Origin of the sequence: Leptospira brenneri, from assembly GCF_002812125.1 — a bacterium.
GTDB lineage: Bacteria > Spirochaetota > Leptospiria > Leptospirales > Leptospiraceae > Leptospira_A > Leptospira_A brenneri.
Genome location: NZ_NPDQ01000004.1, coordinates 157,002 through 179,794, shown reverse-complemented (window position 1 = coordinate 179,794; position 22,793 = coordinate 157,002). Strand labels below are relative to the sequence as shown.

The 22,793-nt window shown below is 39.4% G+C and carries 21 protein-coding genes; 10 read left to right on the top strand and 11 right to left on the bottom strand.

Annotation, left to right across the window (positions count from 1 at the left end; genetic code table 11):
• Positions 1-3 precede the first annotated feature (3 nt).
• The 3 genes from CH361_RS09930 to clpA are packed head-to-tail and all read left to right on the top strand — an operon-like array spanning position 4 to position 3,775.
• On the top strand, positions 4-1,170 hold the full coding sequence (locus tag CH361_RS09930; RefSeq protein ID WP_100790682.1) for a GNAT family N-acetyltransferase: 1,167 nt from the start codon (positions 4-6) through the stop codon (positions 1,168-1,170).
• On the top strand, positions 1,170-1,511 hold the full coding sequence (clpS, locus tag CH361_RS09925) for an ATP-dependent Clp protease adapter ClpS (protein WP_004788539.1): 342 nt from the start codon (positions 1,170-1,172) through the stop codon (positions 1,509-1,511). Before CH361_RS09930 ends, clpS begins: the two co-directional genes overlap by 1 nt.
• Positions 1,508-3,775, top strand: a complete 2,268-nt coding sequence (gene clpA / locus CH361_RS09920; RefSeq protein ID WP_100790681.1) for an ATP-dependent Clp protease ATP-binding subunit ClpA — start codon at positions 1,508-1,510, stop codon at positions 3,773-3,775. The genes clpS and clpA overlap by 4 nt, the downstream gene beginning before the upstream one ends.
• Before the next feature lie 61 nt (positions 3,776-3,836).
• On the opposite strand, the gene CH361_RS09915 is transcribed toward clpA, so the two are convergent.
• A complete protein-coding gene (locus tag CH361_RS09915) occupies positions 3,837-4,388 on the bottom strand; it encodes a hypothetical protein (RefSeq protein WP_100790680.1) in 552 nt (183 codons plus the stop codon).
• Complete coding sequence (locus CH361_RS09910) at positions 4,385-4,843, bottom strand: RidA family protein (protein ID WP_100790679.1); 459 nt, start codon at positions 4,841-4,843, stop codon at positions 4,385-4,387. The genes CH361_RS09915 and CH361_RS09910 overlap by 4 nt, the downstream gene beginning before the upstream one ends.
• 155 nt (positions 4,844-4,998) lie before the next feature.
• Between CH361_RS09910 and CH361_RS09905 the strand changes: the two genes are divergently transcribed.
• Together CH361_RS09905 and CH361_RS09900 are read left to right on the top strand one after the other, a co-directional pair.
• Positions 4,999-5,442, top strand: coding sequence for an Hsp20/alpha crystallin family protein (locus CH361_RS09905; protein ID WP_100790678.1), 444 nt, complete (start codon positions 4,999-5,001; stop codon positions 5,440-5,442).
• 10 nt (positions 5,443-5,452) lie between these two features.
• Positions 5,453-5,854 (top strand): Hsp20/alpha crystallin family protein, encoded by a 402-nt coding sequence (locus CH361_RS09900; RefSeq protein ID WP_100790677.1) that lies wholly within the window; start codon positions 5,453-5,455, stop codon positions 5,852-5,854.
• Between the two features lie 85 nt (positions 5,855-5,939).
• Here CH361_RS09900 and hisC read toward each other — a convergent pair whose 3' ends face one another.
• The 3 genes from hisC to CH361_RS09885 are packed head-to-tail and all read right to left on the bottom strand — an operon-like array spanning position 5,940 to position 9,926.
• Positions 5,940-7,034, bottom strand: coding sequence for a histidinol-phosphate transaminase (gene hisC, locus CH361_RS09895; RefSeq protein ID WP_100790676.1), 1,095 nt, complete (start codon positions 7,032-7,034; stop codon positions 5,940-5,942).
• Between the two features lie 4 nt (positions 7,035-7,038).
• Positions 7,039-8,556, bottom strand: coding sequence for a 2-isopropylmalate synthase (locus CH361_RS09890; RefSeq protein WP_100790675.1), 1,518 nt, complete (start codon positions 8,554-8,556; stop codon positions 7,039-7,041).
• Positions 8,557-8,573: 17 nt separating this feature from the next.
• On the bottom strand, positions 8,574-9,926 hold the full coding sequence (locus tag CH361_RS09885) for a hypothetical protein (RefSeq protein ID WP_100790674.1): 1,353 nt from the start codon (positions 9,924-9,926) through the stop codon (positions 8,574-8,576).
• On the opposite strand from CH361_RS09885, the gene CH361_RS09880 reads away from it, so the two are divergent.
• On the top strand, positions 9,926-10,276 hold the full coding sequence (locus tag CH361_RS09880; protein WP_341864915.1) for a VOC family protein: 351 nt from the start codon (positions 9,926-9,928) through the stop codon (positions 10,274-10,276). The two genes, CH361_RS09885 and CH361_RS09880, sit on opposite strands and share 1 nt — an antisense overlap.
• On the opposite strand, the gene CH361_RS09875 is transcribed toward CH361_RS09880, so the two are convergent.
• Entirely contained in the window at positions 10,243-11,013 is a 771-nt protein-coding gene (locus CH361_RS09875) for a glycerophosphodiester phosphodiesterase (protein WP_100790672.1), read from the bottom strand. The genes CH361_RS09880 and CH361_RS09875 overlap by 34 nt on opposite strands.
• Before the next feature lie 7 nt (positions 11,014-11,020).
• A complete protein-coding gene (locus CH361_RS09870) occupies positions 11,021-11,731 on the bottom strand; it encodes a queuosine precursor transporter (RefSeq protein ID WP_100790671.1) in 711 nt (236 codons plus the stop codon).
• 144 nt (positions 11,732-11,875) lie between these two features.
• Between CH361_RS09870 and CH361_RS09865 the strand changes: the two genes are divergently transcribed.
• Positions 11,876-13,441, top strand: coding sequence for a glycosyl hydrolase family 18 protein (locus CH361_RS09865; RefSeq protein ID WP_100790670.1), 1,566 nt, complete (start codon positions 11,876-11,878; stop codon positions 13,439-13,441).
• Complete coding sequence (locus tag CH361_RS09860; protein ID WP_100790669.1) at positions 13,442-14,449, top strand: L-threonylcarbamoyladenylate synthase; 1,008 nt, start codon at positions 13,442-13,444, stop codon at positions 14,447-14,449.
• 3 nt (positions 14,450-14,452) lie between these two features.
• On the opposite strand, the gene CH361_RS09855 is transcribed toward CH361_RS09860, so the two are convergent.
• A complete protein-coding gene (locus CH361_RS09855; RefSeq protein WP_100790950.1) occupies positions 14,453-16,099 on the bottom strand; it encodes a S49 family peptidase in 1,647 nt (548 codons plus the stop codon).
• A 40-nt stretch (positions 16,100-16,139) separates the two neighbouring features.
• Here CH361_RS09855 and uvrA point away from each other — a divergent pair, with 40 nt between their 5' ends.
• Entirely contained in the window at positions 16,140-19,031 is a 2,892-nt protein-coding gene (gene uvrA, locus CH361_RS09850; RefSeq protein WP_100790668.1) for an excinuclease ABC subunit UvrA, read from the top strand.
• 6 nt (positions 19,032-19,037) lie between these two features.
• Positions 19,038-20,090 (top strand): acyl-CoA dehydrogenase middle domain-containing protein, encoded by a 1,053-nt coding sequence (locus tag CH361_RS09845; RefSeq protein ID WP_100790667.1) that lies wholly within the window; start codon positions 19,038-19,040, stop codon positions 20,088-20,090.
• Here the strand turns inward: CH361_RS09845 and CH361_RS09840 are convergent.
• Genes CH361_RS09840 through CH361_RS09830 form a run of 3 tightly spaced genes read right to left on the bottom strand, consistent with a single transcriptional unit; the run spans position 20,087 to position 22,764 of the window.
• Complete coding sequence (locus CH361_RS09840) at positions 20,087-21,043, bottom strand: cation diffusion facilitator family transporter (RefSeq protein ID WP_100790666.1); 957 nt, start codon at positions 21,041-21,043, stop codon at positions 20,087-20,089. The two genes, CH361_RS09845 and CH361_RS09840, sit on opposite strands and share 4 nt — an antisense overlap.
• Positions 21,036-22,082, bottom strand: coding sequence for an OmpA family protein (locus CH361_RS09835; RefSeq protein ID WP_100790665.1), 1,047 nt, complete (start codon positions 22,080-22,082; stop codon positions 21,036-21,038). Before CH361_RS09835 ends, CH361_RS09840 begins: the two co-directional genes overlap by 8 nt.
• Complete coding sequence (locus CH361_RS09830; RefSeq protein ID WP_100790664.1) at positions 22,072-22,764, bottom strand: hypothetical protein; 693 nt, start codon at positions 22,762-22,764, stop codon at positions 22,072-22,074. Before CH361_RS09830 ends, CH361_RS09835 begins: the two co-directional genes overlap by 11 nt.
• Positions 22,765-22,793: the final 29 nt, after the last annotated feature.

Here is a 22,793-nt window from a genome sequence, read left to right as displayed (position 1 = left end):
ACATTGAGTGAAACGTTTCAGATAGAAATTTCCCATACATTTAGGGACTTTAAAAAGGAAGAATGGAATCTACTGGTTCCTCCTGATTCCGTCTTCCAAGAATATGAATTTTTATCGGGTTTAGAAAATACCGATTGTATCGGAAATTCCGACTGGGTTCCTGTGATCACTTCTGCTAGACGAGAAGGAGTATTGATGGGTGTCCTTCCGGCTTACCTTCGGAGTGACTCTTATGGGGAATATATCTTTGATTTCCAATGGGCCAATGCCTTTCACAGAGCGGGGATTCCTTACTATCCAAAACTTACTGTTGCGGTTCCTTTCACACCAGTGACCGGGACTCGGATCTTACTCCATACAAATTTAAACGAGGCAGAAAGAGAGTCCCTTGCCTCCACTCTATTACAAAACCTTTTAAAATTTGGGAAAAAGAAGGAAACCTCGTCGGTTCATATTTTATTTTGCAAAGAGGAAGAACAGAGTCCAGGGATTCAAAATTCTTTTGCTCCTAGACTTTCTCACCAATACCACTGGTTTAACAAAAGTTTTGCGAATTTCGATGAGTTTTTATCCACTCTTGTAAAAGATCGTAGAAAAACCATCCGCCAAGAACGAAGAAAAATATCCGAATCTGGTTTAACCATCCAAACTCTTACTGGTGACCAGATCACAGAAGAGCACGCTCATATTTTTTATGAATTCTACAAGGATACTCATTCCAAAAAATGGGGCCAACCTTATCTGAACCGGAAGTTTTTTTTGGAAATGCATAATCACTTTCGACACCGTTTGGTTCTGGTTTTGGCTTCGGACGCACTCGGAAAACCTATCGGTGGGAGTTGGAATGTCTACCGGGATGGATTTTTATTCGGACGGTATTGGGGAGCTTTAGAACATGTTCCTAATTTGCATTTTGAATGTTGTTATTACCGATTGATTGATTTTGCAATCGAACATAAAATGGAACGAGTGGAAGCCGGAGCCCAGGGAGAACATAAATTTCTGAGAGGGTACGAGGCAGTTCCCATGTACAGTTTGCATCATATTTATAATGAACAAGGGCGGGCGGCCATTGAGTCCTATTTGGAACGAGAGATTGTGATGGAAAGAGAAAATATTTCCGCTTACAATGCGCAGTCTCCAATCAAAACGCTTCGAGGAGAAGGATAATGTCAGATCCCAAACGAAAATCTTACACGGATATGAATGTGGAACTTCTCGAAAGAGAAAAACAGAAAAAGAAATTAAAAAAACCGGATCGGTATAAGGTCATCCTCATCAATGATGATTACACTCCCCAGGAATTTGTAGTTTATGTACTAGCTAATGTTTTTAGGAAATCTATGGAAGAATCTCGTCAAATTATGTGGAAGGCACATACTTCTGGTTCTGCAGTTTGCGGGGTCTATTCTTTGGACATTGCTAGGACAAAAGTGGCAGAAGTACATAAATTAGCGGATGATGCCGGGCACCCATTACAATGCCAACTGGCAAAAGAGGAGGACGAATGAACCTTTCCCTTGATTTAGAAAAAACCTTAGAACTTGCGGGAAAAGAAGCAAGTAAATACCATCATGAATTTATTACATTGGAACATTTGTTATATGGTCTTACTTTTAATGAAAAAACAAAAGAAGTTTTGATTAGTGTCGGATGTGATTTGGATCTACTTAGAAAAGATCTGACGGATTACTTTGAAGAAGATCTTTCTACCATAGCTGTTCCCAACTTAAAAATCCAACCAAAATACACTGTGGGAGTACAGTTTGTCATTCAGTTTGCGGCCTTTCATGTCCAAAACTCAGGAAAAGAAGAGGTCGATGGAAATAATGTGTTAGTTGCCCTCTTTCGAGAGGAAGATAGCCAAGCCTTTTATCTCCTTGCCAAACAAGAAGTGAATCGCCTGGATGTGATCAAATATATCTCCCATGGGGTCAAAAAAGAAACCGAATCCGAGGAACCAAATTTTACAGAAGAAGCTGAGGTAGAAGAATCAGAAACTGGTCCAAAAAAATCAGCCCTTGAAAAATTTTGTGTCAATCTGACAGAGAGAGCTAGAGAGGGAAAACTAGATCCTTGTATTGGGCGTGAAGTAGAAATAGAAAGAACCATTCATATCTTATCTCGAAGAAGAAAAAATAATCCTATTTTTGTCGGGGAAGCAGGTGTCGGAAAAACTTCTATCGTAGAAGGAATTGCAGAACGAGTGATCAAGGGACTTGTTCCGAAGAGTTTACTCAATATCGAAATTTATTCTCTGGATATGGGCCTTGTGATGGCGGGAACAAAATTTCGTGGAGAATTTGAAGAAAGACTCAAATCCATCTTACAAGAAGTTGTCGGTAAACCTGAACGAATTATTTTTGTGGATGAAATCCATACGATCGTGGGAGCGGGTGCTGTGTCTGGTGGAAGTTTGGATGCATCCAATTTAATGAAACCAGCACTAGCCAATGGAGAACTCAAATGCATTGGCACCACAACTTACAAAGAGTATAAATCCATATTCGAGAAAGACCATGCCCTTTCCCGAAGGTTTCAAAAAATTGAAGTCACCGAACCTTCTAGAGAAGATGCGATTGAAATCTTAAAAGGCCTCAAACCAAAATATGAATCCTTTCATGGCGTGACTTATAGTGCTAAAGCCATTGAAGCTTGTGTGGATTTATCCAGTTTACATCTTCGAGACAGATTTTTGCCAGACAAAGCCATTGATTTGATGGATGAATCGGGCGCCTTTGTAAAGTTACGTGATGAAAAAAAGGAAAAATCAAAAAAACAAGTAGGGATTTTAGAAATAGAATCTCTTGTCGCCAAAATTGCCAAAATTCCTGAAAAAACAGTGAAGGCTGACGACAAAAAGAAATTAGAACATTTGGATACAGAAATTAAATCAATCGTTTTTGGCCAAGACCATGCCATTGAACAGGTAGTAGATGCCATCCATTATTCTCGTTCCGGTTTAAGTGATGAAGGAAAACCCATTGGTAGTTTTCTTTTTGTTGGACCTACCGGTGTTGGTAAAACGGAAGTGGCTAAAACTTTGGCAGAAAAGATGGGTGTGGAGTTTTTACGTTTTGATATGAGTGAATACATGGAAAAACATTCCGTTTCACGTCTGATCGGAAGCCCTCCCGGTTATGTGGGGTATGACCAAGGTGGTCAACTCACAGATGCGATTGCCAAAAATCCACATTGTGTTTTGTTATTTGATGAGATAGAAAAAGCTCATGAAGATATTTATAATATTTTGTTACAAGTGATGGACCATGCGACACTTACGGATAGCACGGGAAAAAAAGCAGATTTTCGAAATGTGATTCTCATCTTAACGACTAATACCGGAGCCCAGGAAAGTTCGAAACCACTCCTAGGGTTTGATACGGATCGTCATGATGACCGGTCTTTAAAAGCAATTGAACGAACCTTCACTCCCGAATTCCGCAACCGTCTGACTGCAGTAGTGGAATTTGGTGCCTTGTCTGTCCAGGTTGTAGAGTTAGTTGTCAAAAGGATGTTCCGAACTTTACAATCCAAAGCGAGTGAAAAAGGAATCCATTTGGAATTATCCGAAAAAGCAGTGAGGCATTTGGCAGTCACTGGTTATGATAAAGCCATGGGTGCAAGACCCATCCAAAGAATTTTAAATTCGGAAATTGGTAAGCCGCTTTCCAAAAAAATTCTTTTCCATAAAGATAAGGTAAATCGTTACCTCGTTGATGTGGTGGAAAAGGATGGGAAGGAAACTTTAGAGATTCGGGAAATATCTATTTAAACTTTTGCGATCATTGTATAGATGATCGCAAAATCGTTTTTTAAAAAATTTTTCTAATTGTTTAAGAGAGTCTGCCTAATACCTCATCTTCTTTTTTGAAAGTGAGGTATCCAAATACAAAAGCTAAGAACACGGATCCTAAAAATAAGTAGAAGGAAAGTCCAAGTCCTACTTCCTCTGGTTTAACAAAGTCATAAAAATAACGTTTGGGATCCAAATACCCCCAAATCACAAAGACAATGGCAATCATTTCGGTAGAGAAAAACCAGATTCTCGTCCAAGACGACTTCCAAAATCCTAAAAAGAAAAAATTCAAAAGACTAAGTAGAATAAAAACCGAATTAAGTTTTGGACCAAGAAAAATAGTTTCTACCATTTCGAAAAAACGAATTTGGTAGGAGAACCATGGCAATACAGAAAAGAGGAGTTGTAAAAATAAAAAAATAAAAAATATCTTATCATACAAAAGTTTTGTATTCCAGTAGCGATACAAAGCGAGAAAAATCCGTTTGGTCAAGTGCCACCAAGCTAAGACCAACTCAGGAACAAATAATAGAGATTCTTTGAAAAACTGAAAAAAATCAAAACACTTAGAAAGAAGGGAGTTTGTCATTCTACTTCTGCAACCATTTCCAGTTCTACACTCGCATCTAGGGGAAGAGAACTGACTCCAATGGCAAACCTTGCATGTTTTCCTTTGTCTCCAAAAATTGCAGCGAGAAGTTCTGATGCACCATTGGCAACTAAATGTTGTTCGGTGAAGTCTGGAGTTCCCGAAACAAAAACACCAAGTTTGACAATCGATTTGATTTTCTCTAAAGACTCAATGTGTAACAATGTTGCGGCCAAAGCATTTAAAACACATTGTTTGGCTTCCTCTTTGGCCTCTTCAAGGCTTAGATCCTTACCAACCTTTCCTGTTTTTTTCAGTTTTCCACCGACGAGGGGCAATTGCCCAGAGGTGAAAACAAGGTTTCCTGACCTTTTGGAAGGGATATAAGCAGCTAAGGCTCCCGGCACGGAAGGAATTTCTAAGCCCAATTGTTTCAAAGTATCTTGGATCGACATTGGATTCCAGGCTAGGCGGGGCTACCTTAAGGGACAAAATTTTTTTTCCAAAATCCTTTAAAAATAGAAACAATATTGACGATTAGCAGTCAAAGATATAGATTGCTAGTTTATATGGCAGTCTTGCAGTTAGAGTGCTAATAAGGAGAATGAGCATGTTATTCCGAATTCTAGACCCACAAACCAAAGGAAATCAGTTCTGGAGAGATTTTGACAGGCTGAACGATGAGTTGACACGTTCCATTTTGGATCACCAATTTGGTTCTTCCTCCAATTTTCCCCCAGTCAATGTATACACAAAAGAAGAAGAGGCTCTTGTGACCTGTTTACTTCCAGGTCTTGAACCAGACCAAATTGAGATCAATGTGAAAGATAATTTGTTATCAATTCACGGAAGAAAAAAAGCAGAGGAGTTGGCAGAAGGAACAGAAGTGCACCGCCGAGAAATTTTTTCTGGAGAATTTCATAGAACCTTAGAACTCCCATTCCGCGTGGATCAGGAACATGTTCTTGCTAAATTTACAAATGGGATTTTAAACATCCATCTTCCTCGTAGAGAAGAAGATAAACCTAAAAAAGTATCTATCACAATTGGATAAGGAGAACGTTATGAATACACTCACAAAAGATCACAAACAAGAAACCACAGAGGTTTCAGCGCAAGGAAAAGAAGAGAAAACGGTAACACGCGTTTATTCACCAAATGTGGATGTATTGGAAACAGAAGAGGCAATTTTATTTCGTGTAGAAATGCCAGGAGTCGATCAATCTTCTGTTGAGATATCCATAGAAAAGGACCAATTGATTTTGGAAGGAAAATTTGTATCCCTTGAAGAAACACGTGGTCAAGTGCGACTTGCTGAATACCGAGAAGGAAATTACTTTCGTAAATTTACGATAGGGAAAGCAATTCATTCCGAAAAAGCAACCGCAAAGATGAAGAATGGAATTTTGGAACTAACCATTCCGAAAATAGAACCTAAAAAAACAAAAATCGAAATTCAAAAATAATCAGAGCTCTTTATGGTGTTTGGTAGTATCTAAAGAGATTATGATTGACCCGGTTTACCTAAAAGTGGTGAGCCGGGTTTTTCTTTTAAATTAATCCACGAATCGTTTTTACTAATGTCTGGTTTTCTTCCGGTGTTCCAATGGTAATCCTAATATAATCTTTGGAAATTCCTGTGGAAAAATAACGAATGAGAATATTCTTTTCTTTTAATTGTAAATACAAACTTTCGGGAGAAACACCTAACTTTGGTTTACAAAATAGAAAATTCGTAGAGGAGTTTGGAATTTCAAATCCTAATGATTCTAATTCCTTTTTCAATTTTGTTCTTTCTGAAATGACAAGAGACCTTTTTTCCAAGAAGTATTCTTTATCTGCATAAGAAACTTCTGCAATGACCTGATCTAAAATTCCCACATTATAAGAATCTTTTAGTTTTCTAATCCAAGAAATTACTTCTAAGGACCCAATGAGGTAACCAACACGAAGACCTGCAAGGGCATAAGATTTTGAAAAAGTTCTAGAAACTACGAGATTGGGATGGGTTTTGATTTCGGAAACCAAACTTGAGTTTGGTTCTGTGAAATCAATATAGGCTTCATCAGAAAGTACGATACCTTCAAAATTTTTAATTAAGTTTAAAAGTTTAGATTTTTCTTCTTCTACACCAGTAGGGGCATTGGGATGAGCAAAACAAAGTAATTTGCCTTTTTCTTTTGCTAATGAATCAAAATCAAAATGTAAATCATCCTTAAGTGGAATCGCTTTATAAGTAGCCCCCACCATCATTTGTTCCGTAAGCACAGGATAAAATGAATAAGTTGGGTCTGGAGCCACAATTACATCTTTTGGCCCCACAAGTGCTTGGAATAACAGACGTAAGGCTTCATCGGAACCATTGGTGACTAGAATTTGATTTGGATCTAAATCGTAATCTTTTGCGATCAGTTCTTGTAATTTTCTACCGTGGTAGTTGGGATACTTCCGTAATACACCTGATTCTAACACTTTTTCTACGGCTTCTTTAATTTTGGGAGAAGGCGGATAAGGGTTTTCGTTGGTATTTAGTTTGATAGTAGAAGTGCTAAGGCCAGGTTGTTCCCCCGGTGTATAAGGTTTAAATGCAGGGAGTTCCTTACGCACAAGGGCTTCTATCGAAAATGTAGAAGATAAGTTTGTCATTGGATTATAACCGGTTCAGGGCATTGATATAGGCTTTCGCACAGGCTTCAATGATATCTGTGGAATCACCTTTACCAACCACCCGACGTTCTCCATCTTCCAAAGTCACGGAAGCTTCTGCCATAGCATCGGTTCCTTCTGTGACAGGAGAGATCACAAGTCTAGAAAGGAGTGGGGAAAGACCAGTCACTTGGTTAATGGCTTTGAAGATACTATCAACCGGACCATCACCATGGGCTTCACCTTGTTTGATTTCTCCTTTGATTTGAAGTGAAATTTTGGAATCGGGAGTTTTGTTCGTTCCGGTATTTTGTTCAAAAGAAACCAAACGATAGATTTCATCTACTTGTGAACGACTGATCTCACCTTGAAAAAGGGCCGCGATGTCTTCATCAAAAACTTCCTTTTTTTTATCAGCAATTTCAAGGAAGCGATTGTATGCATTGTCTATTTCTTCTGGTTTTGGGTCAAATCCCATACGAATGATTCTGTCTTTAAAACCAGCGCGACCCGAGTGACGTCCAAGCACCATTCGATTGGATTTGAGGCCTACGGATTCAGGAGTCATAATTTCATAAGTTTGTCTGTTTTTAATCACACCATCTTGGTGGATTCCTGATTCGTGAGCAAAAGCGTTCGCACCCACAATGGCTTTGTTAGGTTGTACTACCATTCCTGTTGTAGTTTTTACCAAATGAGAACCACGAGTGATCAGAGTGGAATCTATTCTTGTTTCCACCCCAAAGGCATCTTTTCTAGTTTTTAAGGCCATTACCACTTCTTCCATGGCAGTGTTTCCGGATCGTTCTCCAATTCCGTTGATCGTACATTCGATTTGACGTCCACCTGCAAGAACGGTAGCCAGTGAGTTTGCAACAGCAAGACCAAGATCGTTATGGCAATGTGCAGAAAAGATAACCTTGTCGGCACCCTTCACTTCTTTTTTTAGAAAACGAAATAAATCCATATACTCTTGGGGAGTTGTATAACCTACAGTGTCGGGAATGTTGATGGTGGTGGCTCCTTCTTCGATCACTGCCTCGACTAACTCACGTAAGAATTCCCATTCTGACCTGGTAGCATCTTCTGGTGAAAATTCGACATCGGTAACAAAGTCTCTTGCCATCTTCACTGCGGTTCTGGCCATTTCTAAAACCTCAGAGGGCGACTTACCCAATTTATGTTTCATATGGATGGGAGAAGAGGCAATAAAGGTATGAATTCTTTTGAGTTTAGCGGGTTTTAGGGCGTCCCGTGCGGCTTCCAAATCGGGACGAAGGGCCCTTGCCAGTCCACAAATGACGGGGCCTTCAATTTCACGGGCGATTCGTTCTACGGCTTTAAATTGTACAGGAGAAGAAACTGGAAATCCAGCTTCGATGATATCCACTTTCATACGAGCCAGGTGTTGGGCAATTTCTACCTTTTCATCTTCGCTCATGGCTGCGCCAGGGCATTGTTCTCCGTCCCTTAAAGTGGTATCAAATATGCGTACGTAATCTTCCATCTCCTTCCAGATCATACGTTCCCCTGGCTCTGTCAAGGAGTATGGAATGCACCTGTGATCCAATGATACGGTTTTCCTTCCTTACCGACAGGGATGGGAGTTTTTTCCCCCTGACTCCAGAATCGAATGGGTTTTTCCCATTCATAAGGCACTTCCTTACTCGAAATAGAGGAAAAATAGGATTGGGTGTTCTCTCTTGGAAAGGGCAAACGAGATAGAAGAATGACTAACCCTAGAAGGATTGGAAATAGATAGAAGAGAGAAACTGACTTAAATTTTGAATGCAAAACCCAAGTGAAGCCAAAGATTCCAAAAAACAGGAGAGGAAATAAATAGCGAATGGGGTAAGGATGTAAATAGGTGAATCGTCCCACAAGAAGGAGTAAACCTAAAAGTACAGGCAAAAACACAAGGAACAAATGGCGGATGAGTTTAGGGAACTGAACAAAGGAAATGAGAATTAATCCCAAGAGTAATAGAATCGATTTTCCTTGGTAGTAGATATGTTTTGTAAAATCCCAGAGGTAAGCCCCCGATAGATGAAAGATTTCAGATACTCTTAGTTTTGAAAGATAGGTGACTAAAATTTCAAAACTACTGGGAATGGAAACAATTTGTCTGAGTGTCCAAAAACAAAGTTCTCCTAAGAAAAGAAATAAAAAAGCTAAAATCCAAAACCTTCTCTTTTGGAAGTAGGACATTCTTGTTGTGAATGTTTTTTCAGAATCCCAGATCCTCACGACAAAAAAAGAAAAGGCACCTACGGCAAATGAAAAGCGGTCAGAAATGTATAATAATAAAAACGAAATGAAAAAGAAGAAGATGAAATGATTGGGTAAAAATGAAATCGAATGAAAATTTCTTTGTTTCTCATCATTTAATAGAGAATAAAGATAAAGAGTGAGTAGTAAGGAGAAAAAAAATCCCGTGCTGTGGTGTGCCCCTGTCAGAAAGTAAACCAAAGGATGGGGTTTGTCTACGACCCAATATCCAAATAAAGAAAAAAATACAAAAAGGATTTCGAATAGAAAGAGAAATTGAAAAGATTTGATTTTGTCGGTATACTTAGAAAGAAAAAAAGAGATTCCTAACAGAACAAATCCCAATTGGAGAGTTCCAAAAAAAGTGGGAAGGTATAAAAAGGGAACAAAAGGATAAAGAAGGAAGTTTAAAAATAGGTCTGGAAATAAATAAGGAGAAGGCGGAAGATACCAATGAGTAATTCCTTTTCCTGTGATCCAGTCTTTGAGAAATAAGGGAAGGTATAACTGATCTGCCGAATATAAAAATTCGAAATAAATAGTTTCGCATAACAAAAAGTTTATGATTCCTGAAGTTAAAAAAAATAAGATATAGGCAAAAAAAGATGGGGATTGGAAAGACATTGGATATTCGACTTTATTCTATCAATTTAGACGGTGGAGAAAACACGACTCTCGCAGCACGGTATTACCAATCGTTTCTTGGGGGGACTCTCCTAAAAGAAAGTTTTGGTCATTTGGAATTGAAATTAGAATCGGGTGAATGTTTGGTTTTTTCTCGGGAAACAGAACATTGTCCGGTACGACCAGGAACCGTCACCCTCACTTGTGATCTATCTTTACAGAACCATCCTCAATTTTCTTCCTTAAAACTCATCCAATCGGTTCCAAACAAAAACTATTTTTTATACGAGGATCCTTGGGGGAACTGGATTTGGATTTATTTTTTAGATTCTAAAAAAGATGCCAACTGATCGGGAAAATCAGTGATAAGGCCGGCCACTCCCACACCAATGAGTTTTGTCCATTCCTCTTCAGTATTGGTTGTATAAGGGATGACAAGTAAGGATTTTTCCAGACACGACTGAACAAAATCTTTTGTACAAGCAGAAAGATGGGGAAGGATTAGGTCTGGTTCATAGTCCATATAATCCTTGTTTAGCGAATCTCCTTTTTCAACCAGGAGTCCTCGTAACACTTCAGGTTCTTCCTTTCGAATTAAATCCACAAGCTCCCAGTCAAAACTACTGACCCAAATTCGATCCTGAAGTTTTAATTTTCGAATGAGTTTGACAAGAGTTTGGGCCAAGGACTTTCTTTCTTCTGCGTTTCCTTCACTTTTTAATTCGATGTCAAAAACTGTATTTTCTGGTAGGGTTTGGATGACTTGGGAAAGGGTGGGAATCTGTTCTCCTTCAAAGGCTTCGTCAAAAAAACTACCAGCATCCAGTTCCGCAAGGGCTCGGTATTTATAGTCTTTCACTTTTCCTTTTCCATCAGTGGTTCTATCCACAGTGAAATCATGGATGACCACAAGTTCACCTGAGGCACAGAGCATTGTATCCAATTCGAAAAACCTCGTGGATTCCGATCCCACAAGAAAGGAGACAAGGGTATTTTCGGGAGCTAGTCCGCGTGCACCCCTGTGGCCAATATTGGTCGGTGTTTTTCCCAAGATGGTTTTTAATCTTTCGATTCTGGGTTGGAACATATTCACCTTATCCTGGTTGGATGGTAGATTCCATCCCTTCTTCTTCCATCGCAGCTTTGAACATCTGTGTTTTCAAAGTTTCTCCTAGGTAACGATCCACGTAGATATGGATGGCATAGAGAACTGGTGTGATGAGGATGGCCACTCCCAATTTATAAAGAAAGTTGGTATTGGCAATGGCAACGAGTTTGGGAACCGGATGGTATTTTCCGAGAGCGATAAAAATCACAACATAAGAATCGATGAGTTGGGAGATGATGGTTGACCCTGTAGCTCTCAGCCAAATATGTTTCCCACCCGTTTTTTTACGAAGGAAATGAAAAACATGGAGATCGATCATTTGCCCAATCACATAAGCTATGATGGAGCCTAGGATCACTAGTCCTGAGTTTGCAAACACCCGCTCAAAAGAAGCATCATCGATGGGCGACTCAGGGCTTGCCGGAATTTGGATATCAATCGCAATGAGTAAGTAGGCAAAACCAAGCATAACCATTCCTAAAAAGGTGGTGGCTCTGACCACTTTACGACCGTAATATTCGTTCAAAAGATCGGTAATGATAAAGGTTACTGGAAAAGGGATAACCCCCATAGTCATGGTAAACCCGAAGGCAAAAAATAATTTACTACCGGTGAGTTCCGCCAAAAGGAGAAAAGTGAGAAAAAAACTGAGAAGAACTGTATAAAGGATGACCGGTTTTTGTTTGAGAAGATGCATAACTTTCTTTTTCCTTTCTCTTCAATTTCGACTAGGAGAGAATCCCTTCTAAAAAAATATGGGATGAGAAATAGGTAGTGAGTCTTTTCAATATTCTCTACTCTTTTTTTCTCACTTGTTCGATAATCATACTAGAAGTTACCTATGTCCGAATCTGAAAACACACCCAAACGTCCACTCTCGAATGCTGCAAAATACAGCCTATTATTTGCCTCTTGGGTCTTTTTATCTGCCATCTCCTTTTATTTAGGAATGAATTTAATCCAAAGTGATGCTACTGCACTGGTTCTGAAAGATACTGCCAAAGCGGGAAACGCCAATCCAAGTGTGGTAGAAGCATCAACACCTTCTCTTGGTACTCCTTCGGAGATGGAAACAAAACAAGGTTCGGAATCAGAACCTCTGACGGTAGAAGAATCTGCTGAATTGCCAAACTTTCTTCCGGATGAAAACGTAACCTTTCGTTCTTCCGCTTGGTCCACAGATTGGACGGCAATGAAAAAGACGGTTCATTTATACAACGAGATCCATCCTTTTATTTATACGATGAAGGGTGGCCTTTCCAATAATGGAGAACTGATTTCCAGTTGGTCAAGTTCTTCTAGAAAAGAACGAGTTCAAGAACTTCGGGCTCTCAACCCAAAAGTCAAAATCATTCCAACCATCTTTCGTTGGGAAAATCCGAAAGAAAAAATCCAAGAGAATATTGGTATGGGTGGCAGAAATGACGTTCGCGACCACCATATCCAAGTGATCGTAAACGAAATTATGACTTATGGTTATGATGGGATTGATATCGATTATGAAGGTATGTCCTGTGACAAAAAAGAAAAGTTCGAAGAATTCTTTGTCCTTCTTGCTCGTGAAGTTCATAAAAAAGGGAAACTCATTTCCGTTGCCGTTCATCCCAAAACTCCTGCCGAGAAAAGTAAAAAGAAAGAACTGAATTGTAAGGGTCTCACGAAAGCCATCACTCTTGATTTTCGCGAAAATTGGAGAGGGCCGACCACTCATGATTACGCTTTTCTTGCGAAACATGCAGACCGCGTAAAAATTATGGCTTATGAACTCCACCCAAGAAAATACCATAACCCGGGTCCAGGTCCCCAAGCTCCGAATGTTTGGTTAAAAGACATCATCACTTATGCCAAAAAAAGAGTTCCCACTCATAAACTTTATATGGCAATCCCGACTTATGGTTATGATTGGGCACTTAACTGTAAGGCTTCTGCTAAAGCCATCTATCATTCTGATGCACAAAGAATCAAATCAGGAACTCATAAAAATCGTCAACCCACTGACATTAATCGTATCTTAAACGAAGAAAACAAAGTGGCAAGTTGGAGGAACTTATCTAAGTTTTCTGACATTCATAAAAACAGGGCTTACGAAGATCCTTCTCTTTGGTACACCAGTGGTGGTTGTGACCGTGTTGCGTTTTATATGAACCGCAAAGCCTTTGAAGAAAAAATGACTCTATTACGTAAGTATGATTTGGGTGGATTTTCTTTTTGGCAACTCGTTACAGACAATGATCCTGAAATCAATGTCTACTTAAGTAAACTTGTGCAAGGCCAACTCCCTCCGGTAGAAAAAGCGAAAGAGGAAGAAGAACCAAAAGAAGAAACTACCGTTCCTTCAGCAGATTCCTCAAAAGAGGGTTTGAAAGTCTCCGAATCTAAATCCAAAACAAAAACTAAAAAGTTTTAAATGAAAGCCTTAATCTCTTCGGATGTTCGTTTGCTTGCGAACCTCATCCAAGAGGGAAAGGTAGTTGTTTTTCCAACGGAAACCGTTTATGGAATTGGAGCTTCTACAAAGTTGGAGGCTTCTTGTTTACGGGTTTATGAAATCAAAGGCAGACCGAAAGACAATCCTCTCATTGCGCATTTCCATTCGATTGAATCTGTAGCTGGGGCTTGTGCATTAGGTGAGATAGGTCGTAAATTACTTGAAAAATTTTCTCCGGGACCTCTCACTCTGATTTTACCAAAAAAAGATAAATTTCTTTTTCCAAAAGATTTGGATACCCTTGCTGTTCGGATTCCTAGAAATCCTGTGATTCGTGAGTGGATTGAATTGTCCGGTGGACCCATTTCTGCCCCTTCTGCCAATCTCTCCGGTAGACCTTCATTAACAAAGTTAACAGATGTTGTGCGATACTTTGGAGAAACTGTAGATGCTATTTTTCAAGCAGAAGAGCCAAGTTTTGGAATTGAATCCACTGTGGTGAGTCTTTTCGGAGATAGACCAACGCTTTTAAGGCCAGGATCGATTGAATCGGAAGAACTTTTGACAGTCATACCAGATCTTTTGATTCCAGATTCTTTTAGTAAAAAAAATACATCGATAGTGCCTTTGAGTCCAGGAACCAAATACAAACACTATGCACCAACGGCCAAGGTTACACTTCTTTCTTCTGAGGAATTTAGTTTTAGTTTAAAGACGACGATTCAATTGGAGACGAATGCTTGGATTGGTTTTTCCTTTGAAGAAATCGATTCTGGTGGTTTAAAAATAGCGACAAAGGAAAAGTCTTTTGGGGAATATTCAAGAATTTGTTCTGTTTCGAGCAATGAAGATTACGCTTCGAAACTCTATGCATTTTTTGAGGTTTGCGACCAGATGGGAATGAAGGACATCTTTTGCGAAGTTCCAAGACCCGGGAAAGGAGAGGAGGGACTTCGCAACCGATTGGAAAAAGCTAAAGAATCTTAAATTTTAGTGAGTGATGGATCTTCTATTTTTCCAATCCAAACGAATGGGAGAAAGTAAAGAAACTTCACTTAAGGATTCTAATGTTTTTAATTCAGCAAGTAGTCCACCCAAGAGTGGAATTTTATTTTTTAAGTTATAAGCCGGTAGCTCTTCTGTGAGAGTGATGGGCCTTCCCCCTAATCTTTCTTTGACTTCATGAACTGCATCTAAAAGCCCACCAAGACTATCTACGATCCGATTTTCTACCGTTGGTAAATACACTCTCCCCATTCCAATTTTGGGGAGTTCTTCGAGAGGTATTTTCCTGCCTTCGGAGACTCGTCTATAAAATAGACCTTCAATTTTTTTGATTTGTGATTCTAAATACTGAACACTTTGTTTGGAGAGGGGTTGGAATTCGGAGTGGATATCTCGGAAAGGATAAAAACCCACCGCTTCTTTATTCAATTGAAATTTTTTGTATAACTTTTGTAAGTTGGCACGTATACTAACCGCTCCAATGGAGCCTGTGATACAAACAGGAGAGGCAGTGATATGATCCGTTGCGGATCCGATATAATAACCTCCACTTGCCACTGTATCCTTAAAATAAGCTGTCACAAGTTTTGTTTTCTTTAACTCCATAATTTCCTGATGGATTTGTTCGGAATAAAAGGCAGAACCACCAGGGGAGGAAATTTCTAGAATCACTGCTTTTATTTTTTTGTCTTCCGACAAAGCTTTTAGGTTGGGGATGAGGGAGAAGGCCTCAATTTTTCCATTTTCTCTATTTTTATGTAGGAAGTCTCCGCCAGAGATCCCTCCCTCCAAAGGAAGGACAACCACTTCTGCTTTTCTTTTGGGGAAGAGGCAAAATTCTTTCATTCTGTAATGGCGAGATGGATAAGTTCCCGAATAAATCTTTCTGTCCTCCGAAAAGAATTCTGTTTCTGTTTTGATTCCATGAATGACACCAGCTGATAAAAGTTCATCGGCAGATAACATGGGTTTGTAAAATAGTGACTCTAAGGATTTGTTTCCATTGGTAAGAGCTGTTAATAACACTTTTCTCAAATCTAAAATCAAAGTTTCTAAATTCTTTTTTGCTTCTTTAGAAAATTCTCCTCTTGTAAAACTTTCTGCAAAAGATTTGTACGGCCCAGAGGCAAAGGCTTGTACTTCAATTCCCCATGCTTTTAGAAACTTACCAAAGAACATTGGTTCGGCGCTGGGAAGTAGAACCATAAATTCAGATTCAGGTGCTAAATAAATTTCTGATCCGGTGGTGAGTAAAAGAAGAGTACCCACTCCACCTTCCTTTGCAAAGATTCTTATTTTTTTTCCTGATTCTTTGATCGCGAGGAGTTGGTTTCTGAATTCATAAAATTCAGAGAGGGTCCATTCGAGAGGTGGTAAAGAGATGTCTAAAGTTTTAATTTTATCGTTTTTTTGGATGAGTTTGAGAAGGATGAGAAGTTCCAAACGAGTTACGGTTTCTTCTTTTCCTTGTAATTTTTTGACAAAATAAGACTTATAAGAATCTTCAAAAACAGGAGGAAATTCTAGTTCGTAGACCTCGCGGCCCGATTGAAAAAGAAGGCTTAGACGTAGATAAATCTGGTACAGAAGCCGGAATGGAAGGAAAATTACCAAAAAAAGAATTCGAAACACGGGAGATCCTCTCCCGTCATTTCTTAAAATTCTTTCCAGAATGAAAGAGGAAAACAAGCTATCCGATGTGGATTCCTTTATTCGTATTCGTGGCGCTCGTGAACATAACCTTAAAAACGTAAACCTTGACATCCCTCGGGACAAACTTGTGGTCATCACCGGACTTTCGGGTTCGGGGAAATCCTCTTTGGCTTTTGACACCATCTATGCAGAAGGCCAAAGGCGGTATGTGGAATCTCTTTCCAGTTACGCCCGCCAATTCCTTGGGCAAATGGAAAAACCAGAAGTAGACCAAATTGAAGGTCTAAGTCCCGCCATTTCCATTGAACAAAAAACAACCCATAGAAACCCTCGTTCGACGGTCGGAACAGTCACCGAAATTTATGATTATTTACGACTGTTATATGCTCGCGTTGGGAAACCCCATTGTCCGAAATGTGGCACTCCGATTTCTAGTCTTTCTGTTGATCAAATCACTGACCGAATCAATTTATTTCCAGAAGGAACCAAACTGCAAATCATGGCCCCGGTCATCCAAGGAAAAAAAGGGGAACATAAAGAAGTTCTGGAGCGTTATAAAAAAGAAGGTTTCAATCGAGTGCGAGTGAATGGAGAAGTCTACTCTCTAGAAGATGAAATTCCTTTAAAGAAAAACTTCAAAGCAGACATCGATATCGTTGTGGATCGGATTGTGATGAAACCAGGAATCCAATCGCGGTTGTCCGATTCTGTGGAAACAGCTTTAAAAACGGCGGATGGAATTGTGGTGGTGGAAGATGGAGAAAAGGATCATCTATTTTCACAAAAATTATCTTGTCCTAAGTGCGATGATGTGAGTATCCCTGAACTCACTCCTAGGCTCTTTTCTTTTAATTCGCCATTTGGTGCTTGTTCCAATTGTGATGGACTTGGCGCATTATTAGAGTTTGATGAGTCTCTTCTTGTCACTGATAGAGAAGCCTCTTTGGCAGAAGGTTGTATCGAGGCTTGGGGAGGATCAAAATCCAATTCCTATTGGTATATGGCCACCATACAAGCGTTATCTAAAAAATTAAAATTCAATTTAAATACTGCCTGGAAGGATCTTTCCGAAAAAGTACGAAATACAATCTTACATGGAGATTCCTCCATTCATATAGATTATGATTTCCGCGGTGCCAATTCTCATTACGAGTTTTCCAAAAACTATGAAGGTGTGATTCCCAATCTAAAACGCCGTTACAAAGAAACAAAATCAGATTCCATGCGTCAGTGGTTTGAATCTTTTATGACCAATCATGATTGTGATGAATGTAATGGAAAACGTCTCCGTCCAGAGGCACTTGCTGTCAAAGTCCAAGGGGTGGGAATTGATGCTTATACAGGATTTTCTATTGAAAAAGCTTTAGAGTTCACAAAGGTCTCCGATTACAAAGGAGCAGAAGATACCATCTCCAAACCTATTTTAAAGGAGATCTTACAACGCCTTCATTTTCTAAACGATGTGGGTGTCGGGTATTTGAATTTAAGCCGCGCTGCCGGAACGCTTTCTGGTGGAGAGATGCAAAGGATAAGGCTCGCGACTCAAATTGGATCTCGCCTAATGGGTGTTTTGTATATTTTGGATGAACCTTCCATCGGACTTCACCAAAGGGACAATACGAAATTAGTGCAAACCTTAAAAGGCCTTCGTAATTTAGGAAATACTGTCCTTGTGGTGGAACATGATAAGGAAACCATGGAAGAGGCTGATTTCATTGTGGATATGGGCCCTGGGGCCGGAGTTCATGGTGGGGAAATTGTTTCTTTTGGAACTCCTGAACAAATCAAAAAAGACAAACATTCTGTGACAGGAAAATTCCTCTCGGGAGAAAAACGAATCTCGATGCCAAAAACCAGGCGCGAGGGAAATGGAAAATTTTTAAAGATTACCGGAGCTACTCATAACAACTTAAAGAATGTAGAAGTCTCCATCCCTCTTGGAACCTTAACAGTTGTTACGGGAGTTTCTGGATCTGGAAAATCAACTCTCATCAATGAGATTCTATATAAAGAACTCGCTAGTTCTGTGATGGGAATGAAACTCGTTCCCGGAAAACATAAAAAGATCATTGGAAAAGACCAAATCGATAAGGTCATTAATATTGACCAGTCTGCCATTGGTAGGACTCCACGCTCCAATCCTGCCACTTACACTGGTCTATTTACTTTTGTGAGAGATTTATTCAGCGGACTTGAGGAAGCGAAAGTTAGAGGTTATGGCCCGGGAAGGTTTAGTTTTAATGTTGCGGGCGGGCGCTGCGAAAAATGTGAAGGTGATGGAATCCTAAAAATCGAAATGCATTTTCTTCCTGACATTTATGTGGAATGTGAGGTTTGTAAGGGGAAAAGATACAACCGTGAAACTTTGGAAGTGAAATACAAAGGAAAACATATATCTGATGTTTTAGATATGACTGTTGAAGAAGCCGTTGTCTTTTTCGAAAACATACCAAATCTCAAACGAAAACTAGATACCCTTATGGATGTAGGTCTTGGTTATATCAAACTTGGACAAGCAGCCACTACCTTTTCCGGTGGGGAAGCACAAAGGATCAAACTTTCTACAGAACTTTCTAAAAGACCTACTGGTAAAACTCTCTACATTTTGGATGAACCGACAACGGGACTTCATTTTGAAGACATTGAAAAGTTACTTTCTGTTTTACAGGTCCTTGTGGACAAAGGAAACTCTATGGTCATCATCGAACACAATTTAGATGTGATCAAAGCAGCAGACTATATTATTGATATTGGGCCTGAGGGTGGAGACGGAGGCGGTGAGGTCATTGCTACGGGAACTCCAGAAGAAGTAGTCACTGTGAAACGTTCGTTTACTGGCCAGTACTTGAAAAAAGTTTTGGAAGAAGAAAAGGCACTCGATTTGAAATTTTCCAAAAAGAAATCAAAGTAATCTTTAGTGAGTCGAGATCCAGAAAACTTAATTTTAAAATATGGGATTTTGGGTTCTTCCTATCCCCAAGGAGTCAAGGGAGAAGAGATAGGTTTCTATCGGAGTTGGAAACCCTATCTGATCCAAGCAGGATTTTATCATTTTCTTTTGGGTTTAGAGTCTTACTTAGAATTTCAGAAAAAACTTTCTCTGCTCTCAGAGGAGAAAGTGGGAGTGTCCTTAGCGCTTGCTTGTATGGTGGAAGTCAATGTTGCGGGAGGGATTCTCGCTCAAGCAAAAGAGGGAAATACAAGCCATACTAAAAAGAGTGAAGAGTCCTCCGATTCGCTTTGGGATGCTTTTCGAGAAGAAAATCCAGTTCAGATTTTTGCTGTAGGAGTGAGTGAACCGGGGTGGGAAACCAAACTTCGTAAGTTAAGTTCGAAAGTTCAAGATGGAAAACTATCGGGAACCAAATCCTTTATTACGAATGGTGGAGAAGCTGATACCATCTTTTGGGTGACGAAAGCAGACGAAGGAAATCCTGTTTATTTAGTTCGTCGGAAAGTCCAAGAGCCGACGGATCTAAAACTGAACTCTAACGAGGCGGATCCTAGAACTCAAATCCAGGAAGAATTTTTTCACACCGATTTCACACCACAAGTAAGCCATCTCAAACTATCGTTATGCGAATATCCGATTTCGTCTCAAGATTTGGTTTTAAGAAATTACGGGAATCTTGGCCTTACATTAAGATTGAAAGAACTTCTTTCTTTGGTCTCTCTACTCATTGGAAAAACAAAAAAGATTTCTTTAGAGGTGGAAAGCGTCGCAAAGGAAAGAGAAAAATTAATTGCATGGAGGGAGGTTTTTCTTTCTAATTTAAAAGGAAATCCTAGTGGGGATTTTTTACTTTCCGGTTTTCCTTATCCCATAGAAGGACTTCTTGCCACGCTCACCGAGTATTGGAATTTGTCTTCTCCCAAAGAACTGAAAACAATCGATCCTGATTTCCAACTTTTCGTTTGGGAAGATCAATTCACCCAATACTTAATTCAAAAGAAAAAAAGAAAACTTTAATGGTGATGGTCGTGGGCGTGTCCGTGACTATGCCCGTGGTGACCAAATTCGCGTTCCGTTTCTCGTACAGAGATAATTTCTAGTTCAGTTTTCAATTCTGCCGAAAGGATTTCCACAGAAACAAAAGGAACTCCAAATTCTTCTTTTAAGACTTTGTGAATTTCCAAAACGATTTTGTCTCTGTCTCCGTCTTTTTTCACTAAAATCTGCAATTCTACTGAAAAGACTCCAGACGTAAGTTTTCGAACAGTGACTTTGGGAACCGATTCAATTCCTTGGAAAGCACGAATGTGTTCTAAAAGATGTTCTTTATCAAATTCGCTAGTGTCGGCCTCAATCAGAATCTCTATCGATTCCTTTACAATCCCATAGGAAGTTTTAAGAATAAAAATTCCGAGGATGATGCTGAGGAAATGGTCCACTTCTCGAAATCCAGTAAAACGAATGAGGAGAGCTCCAATGACAACTGCTAAAGTTCCAAGTAAGTCGCTTAACACGTGTAAATAGGCAGATTTTAAATTGAGGCTTGTTTTACTGACTCGAACTAGTAGCCCTGCCGACACTAAATTGATCGCAAAACCTATCACAGCATACGCAAACATTGAATCTGGTTCCACATGGGTAGATCCAGAAAAACGAAGATAACTTTCATAAAGAATGAAAATAGCAATTCCAATGAGTAGAATTCCATTGAATAAGGCTGCAAGAACTTCAAATCGATGGAACCCAAAAGGGTATTTGTTAGTTGGTTTTTTGGAAGCTATGAGTAGGGCAAATAAAGAAATGATATGAGCAAAAACATCCGTAAAAATATGACCTGCATCGGCAAAAAGGGCAAGGCTTCCACTCTCACGAGAGCCGATCCATTCGATAAAAAAAATAGCAATCGATAGTAAACCCGAAAGGCTTAGAAAAAATACCAGTCGGGAACGTTTAGGTCTTGGATTAGTCATTGTTTGTGTTGAGTGATCCTGTTGCTCTCGGTACAACAACGATATCCACTCTACGGTTGAGGGCTTTATTTTCCTTTGTTGTATTGGGCACTATGGGTTGGAATTCACCATAACCTGCACTGGAAAAATTTTTAGGATTTAAATTTTTGTTTAGTAACATGTATTCTAGAACAGATAATGCTCGTTCGCTGGATAGATGCCAGTTGTTTCTAAATTTTGTTTTGATAGGAACATTGTCTGTATGACCTTCTACAATGATGTAGTTTTCTGGGTAAGAGGCTAAAATTTCTCTGATCTTTTCGATTGCAGGTAGAATGGCTGGTTTTAATTCCGAAGACCCACTATCAAAAGAAATTTTATCATCGATATTGATGATGAGTTTATTGTGAAATCTTTTTAATCGGATTTGTCCGGAGGTGATTTCTTTTGCTAATTTTTCTTCAAACTCTCTGGTCTGTTCTGCCAGTCGTTCGAGTTCCCTTTTTTGTTCTTTTGTTAGCCTTCGAAGGTTTCCTAGTTCCTCTTCTAAATTGCGAATTCTTTCTTTTAATTCATCGATTTTGGCTTCATAAGTTTCACGAAGTTTTTGTTCTTTTTGAAGGCATTCTCTTTCCTTATCCTCCAATTTCTTTTTAAGAGCATCCAAATCGGCTCGGTCTTTTTCTTCCCGTTTTCTGTTTTCTTCAGCAAGGAGCCGTTCTTTATCAGTTCCTTTTTTTTCCAGACTACGAAGACGCATATCGTAATCGCGCATTTTGTCGGAATACTCATCTTGTTCTTTGGCACGATTTCGTTTTTCCAATTCCAGGTCTTCAGTGAGATTCCGATTTTGTGTTTGGAGTTCCTTCTTTTCTTCCTCTAAACGATTCAATTCGTTTTGGTGTTGTTTGCGAATGTCTGCAAGCTCTAGTTCTAAAGCATATTTCTCTTTGTAAATTTGGTTGTACTCGTAAGGAAAATAAACCCAATCCGCAGATAAACCGGACACCCAAACTAGGCAGAGGAATAAAAGATTTAGAGACTTTAGTTTACTTCGCATCGTCAAAACTATCCTCTAAATTGACTTTGGGTAAACTTGGTGCTTCCGTTTTTGTTCTTTCAAAATCAGAGACACGACGACGAGCATCCGATTTTTTTTCCGCATATTGGGTCTCATAAATTTCTTTTTTGATGTATTCTGGATCGGCAGGAGTTTTGCCCTGAGACTCTTGGAATTTTACGGCAATTTCGGAGCGCACTAATTCAAGTTCGGCGATAAGTTCTCCAAGTGCTGCTTCTTTCATTTCGAGATAAGCCTTATCTTCTTTTTCCTTTTGCACCCAAGTTTTATAACGGGTTTCCTCTTTAGCCCTTTCTAATTCATGAGATTGGCTTTCCTCTAGATACTTTTTGGAGGAACTAGAGTCTTCTTTTAAAACAAAGTAGGTTTCTTTGGACCGAGCTAAGTCCCTTTGCGAACCATGTTTGGTGACTTTGGCTGCGGAAATTTTGATGGCCTGACTCGTGAGGGTGTTTGTTTTTCTCTGAATGGAGACTTCGTTGTTTAATTTGATGATTTTATCAGTAAGAATTCGCGTCGCATTTTTTTGTTCCGCATTCATGACCTCGTCACGCACGTATGCATCAGGAACCTTGCTGATTTTGGGTTCGAAGAGCACACAATGGGAAAAAACTAGAAGAAGAAAAAGATTCGTTTTCAAAATTCGAACTTGTGCCGACATAGGATATAGCCTATGCTCCACGTGACATA

Excerpts from the sequence above, each read along its gene's own strand:
- clpS (WP_004788539.1), top strand. The coding sequence starts at position 1,170 with ATGTCAGATCCCAAACGAAAATCTTACACGGATATGAATGTGGAACTT.
- clpA (WP_100790681.1), top strand. The coding sequence starts at position 1,508 with ATGAACCTTTCCCTTGATTTAGAAAAAACCTTAGAACTTGCGGGAAAA.
- CH361_RS09915 (WP_100790680.1), bottom strand. The coding sequence starts at position 4,388 with ATGACAAACTCCCTTCTTTCTAAGTGTTTTGATTTTTTTCAGTTTTTC.
- CH361_RS09910 (WP_100790679.1), bottom strand. The coding sequence starts at position 4,843 with ATGTCGATCCAAGATACTTTGAAACAATTGGGCTTAGAAATTCCTTCC.
- CH361_RS09905 (WP_100790678.1), top strand. The coding sequence starts at position 4,999 with ATGTTATTCCGAATTCTAGACCCACAAACCAAAGGAAATCAGTTCTGG.
- CH361_RS09900 (WP_100790677.1), top strand. The coding sequence starts at position 5,453 with ATGAATACACTCACAAAAGATCACAAACAAGAAACCACAGAGGTTTCA.
- hisC (WP_100790676.1), bottom strand. The coding sequence starts at position 7,034 with ATGACAAACTTATCTTCTACATTTTCGATAGAAGCCCTTGTGCGTAAG.
- CH361_RS09890 (WP_100790675.1), bottom strand. The coding sequence starts at position 8,556 with ATGATCTGGAAGGAGATGGAAGATTACGTACGCATATTTGATACCACT.
- CH361_RS09885 (WP_100790674.1), bottom strand. The coding sequence starts at position 9,926 with ATGTCTTTCCAATCCCCATCTTTTTTTGCCTATATCTTATTTTTTTTA.
- CH361_RS09875 (WP_100790672.1), bottom strand. The coding sequence starts at position 11,013 with ATGTTCCAACCCAGAATCGAAAGATTAAAAACCATCTTGGGAAAAACA.
- CH361_RS09870 (WP_100790671.1), bottom strand. The coding sequence starts at position 11,731 with ATGCATCTTCTCAAACAAAAACCGGTCATCCTTTATACAGTTCTTCTC.
- CH361_RS09865 (WP_100790670.1), top strand. The coding sequence starts at position 11,876 with ATGTCCGAATCTGAAAACACACCCAAACGTCCACTCTCGAATGCTGCA.
- CH361_RS09860 (WP_100790669.1), top strand. The coding sequence starts at position 13,442 with ATGAAAGCCTTAATCTCTTCGGATGTTCGTTTGCTTGCGAACCTCATC.
- uvrA (WP_100790668.1), top strand. The coding sequence starts at position 16,140 with ATGAAAGAGGAAAACAAGCTATCCGATGTGGATTCCTTTATTCGTATT.
- CH361_RS09840 (WP_100790666.1), bottom strand. The coding sequence starts at position 21,043 with ATGACTAATCCAAGACCTAAACGTTCCCGACTGGTATTTTTTCTAAGC.
- CH361_RS09835 (WP_100790665.1), bottom strand. The coding sequence starts at position 22,082 with ATGCGAAGTAAACTAAAGTCTCTAAATCTTTTATTCCTCTGCCTAGTT.
- CH361_RS09830 (WP_100790664.1), bottom strand. The coding sequence starts at position 22,764 with ATGTCGGCACAAGTTCGAATTTTGAAAACGAATCTTTTTCTTCTTCTA.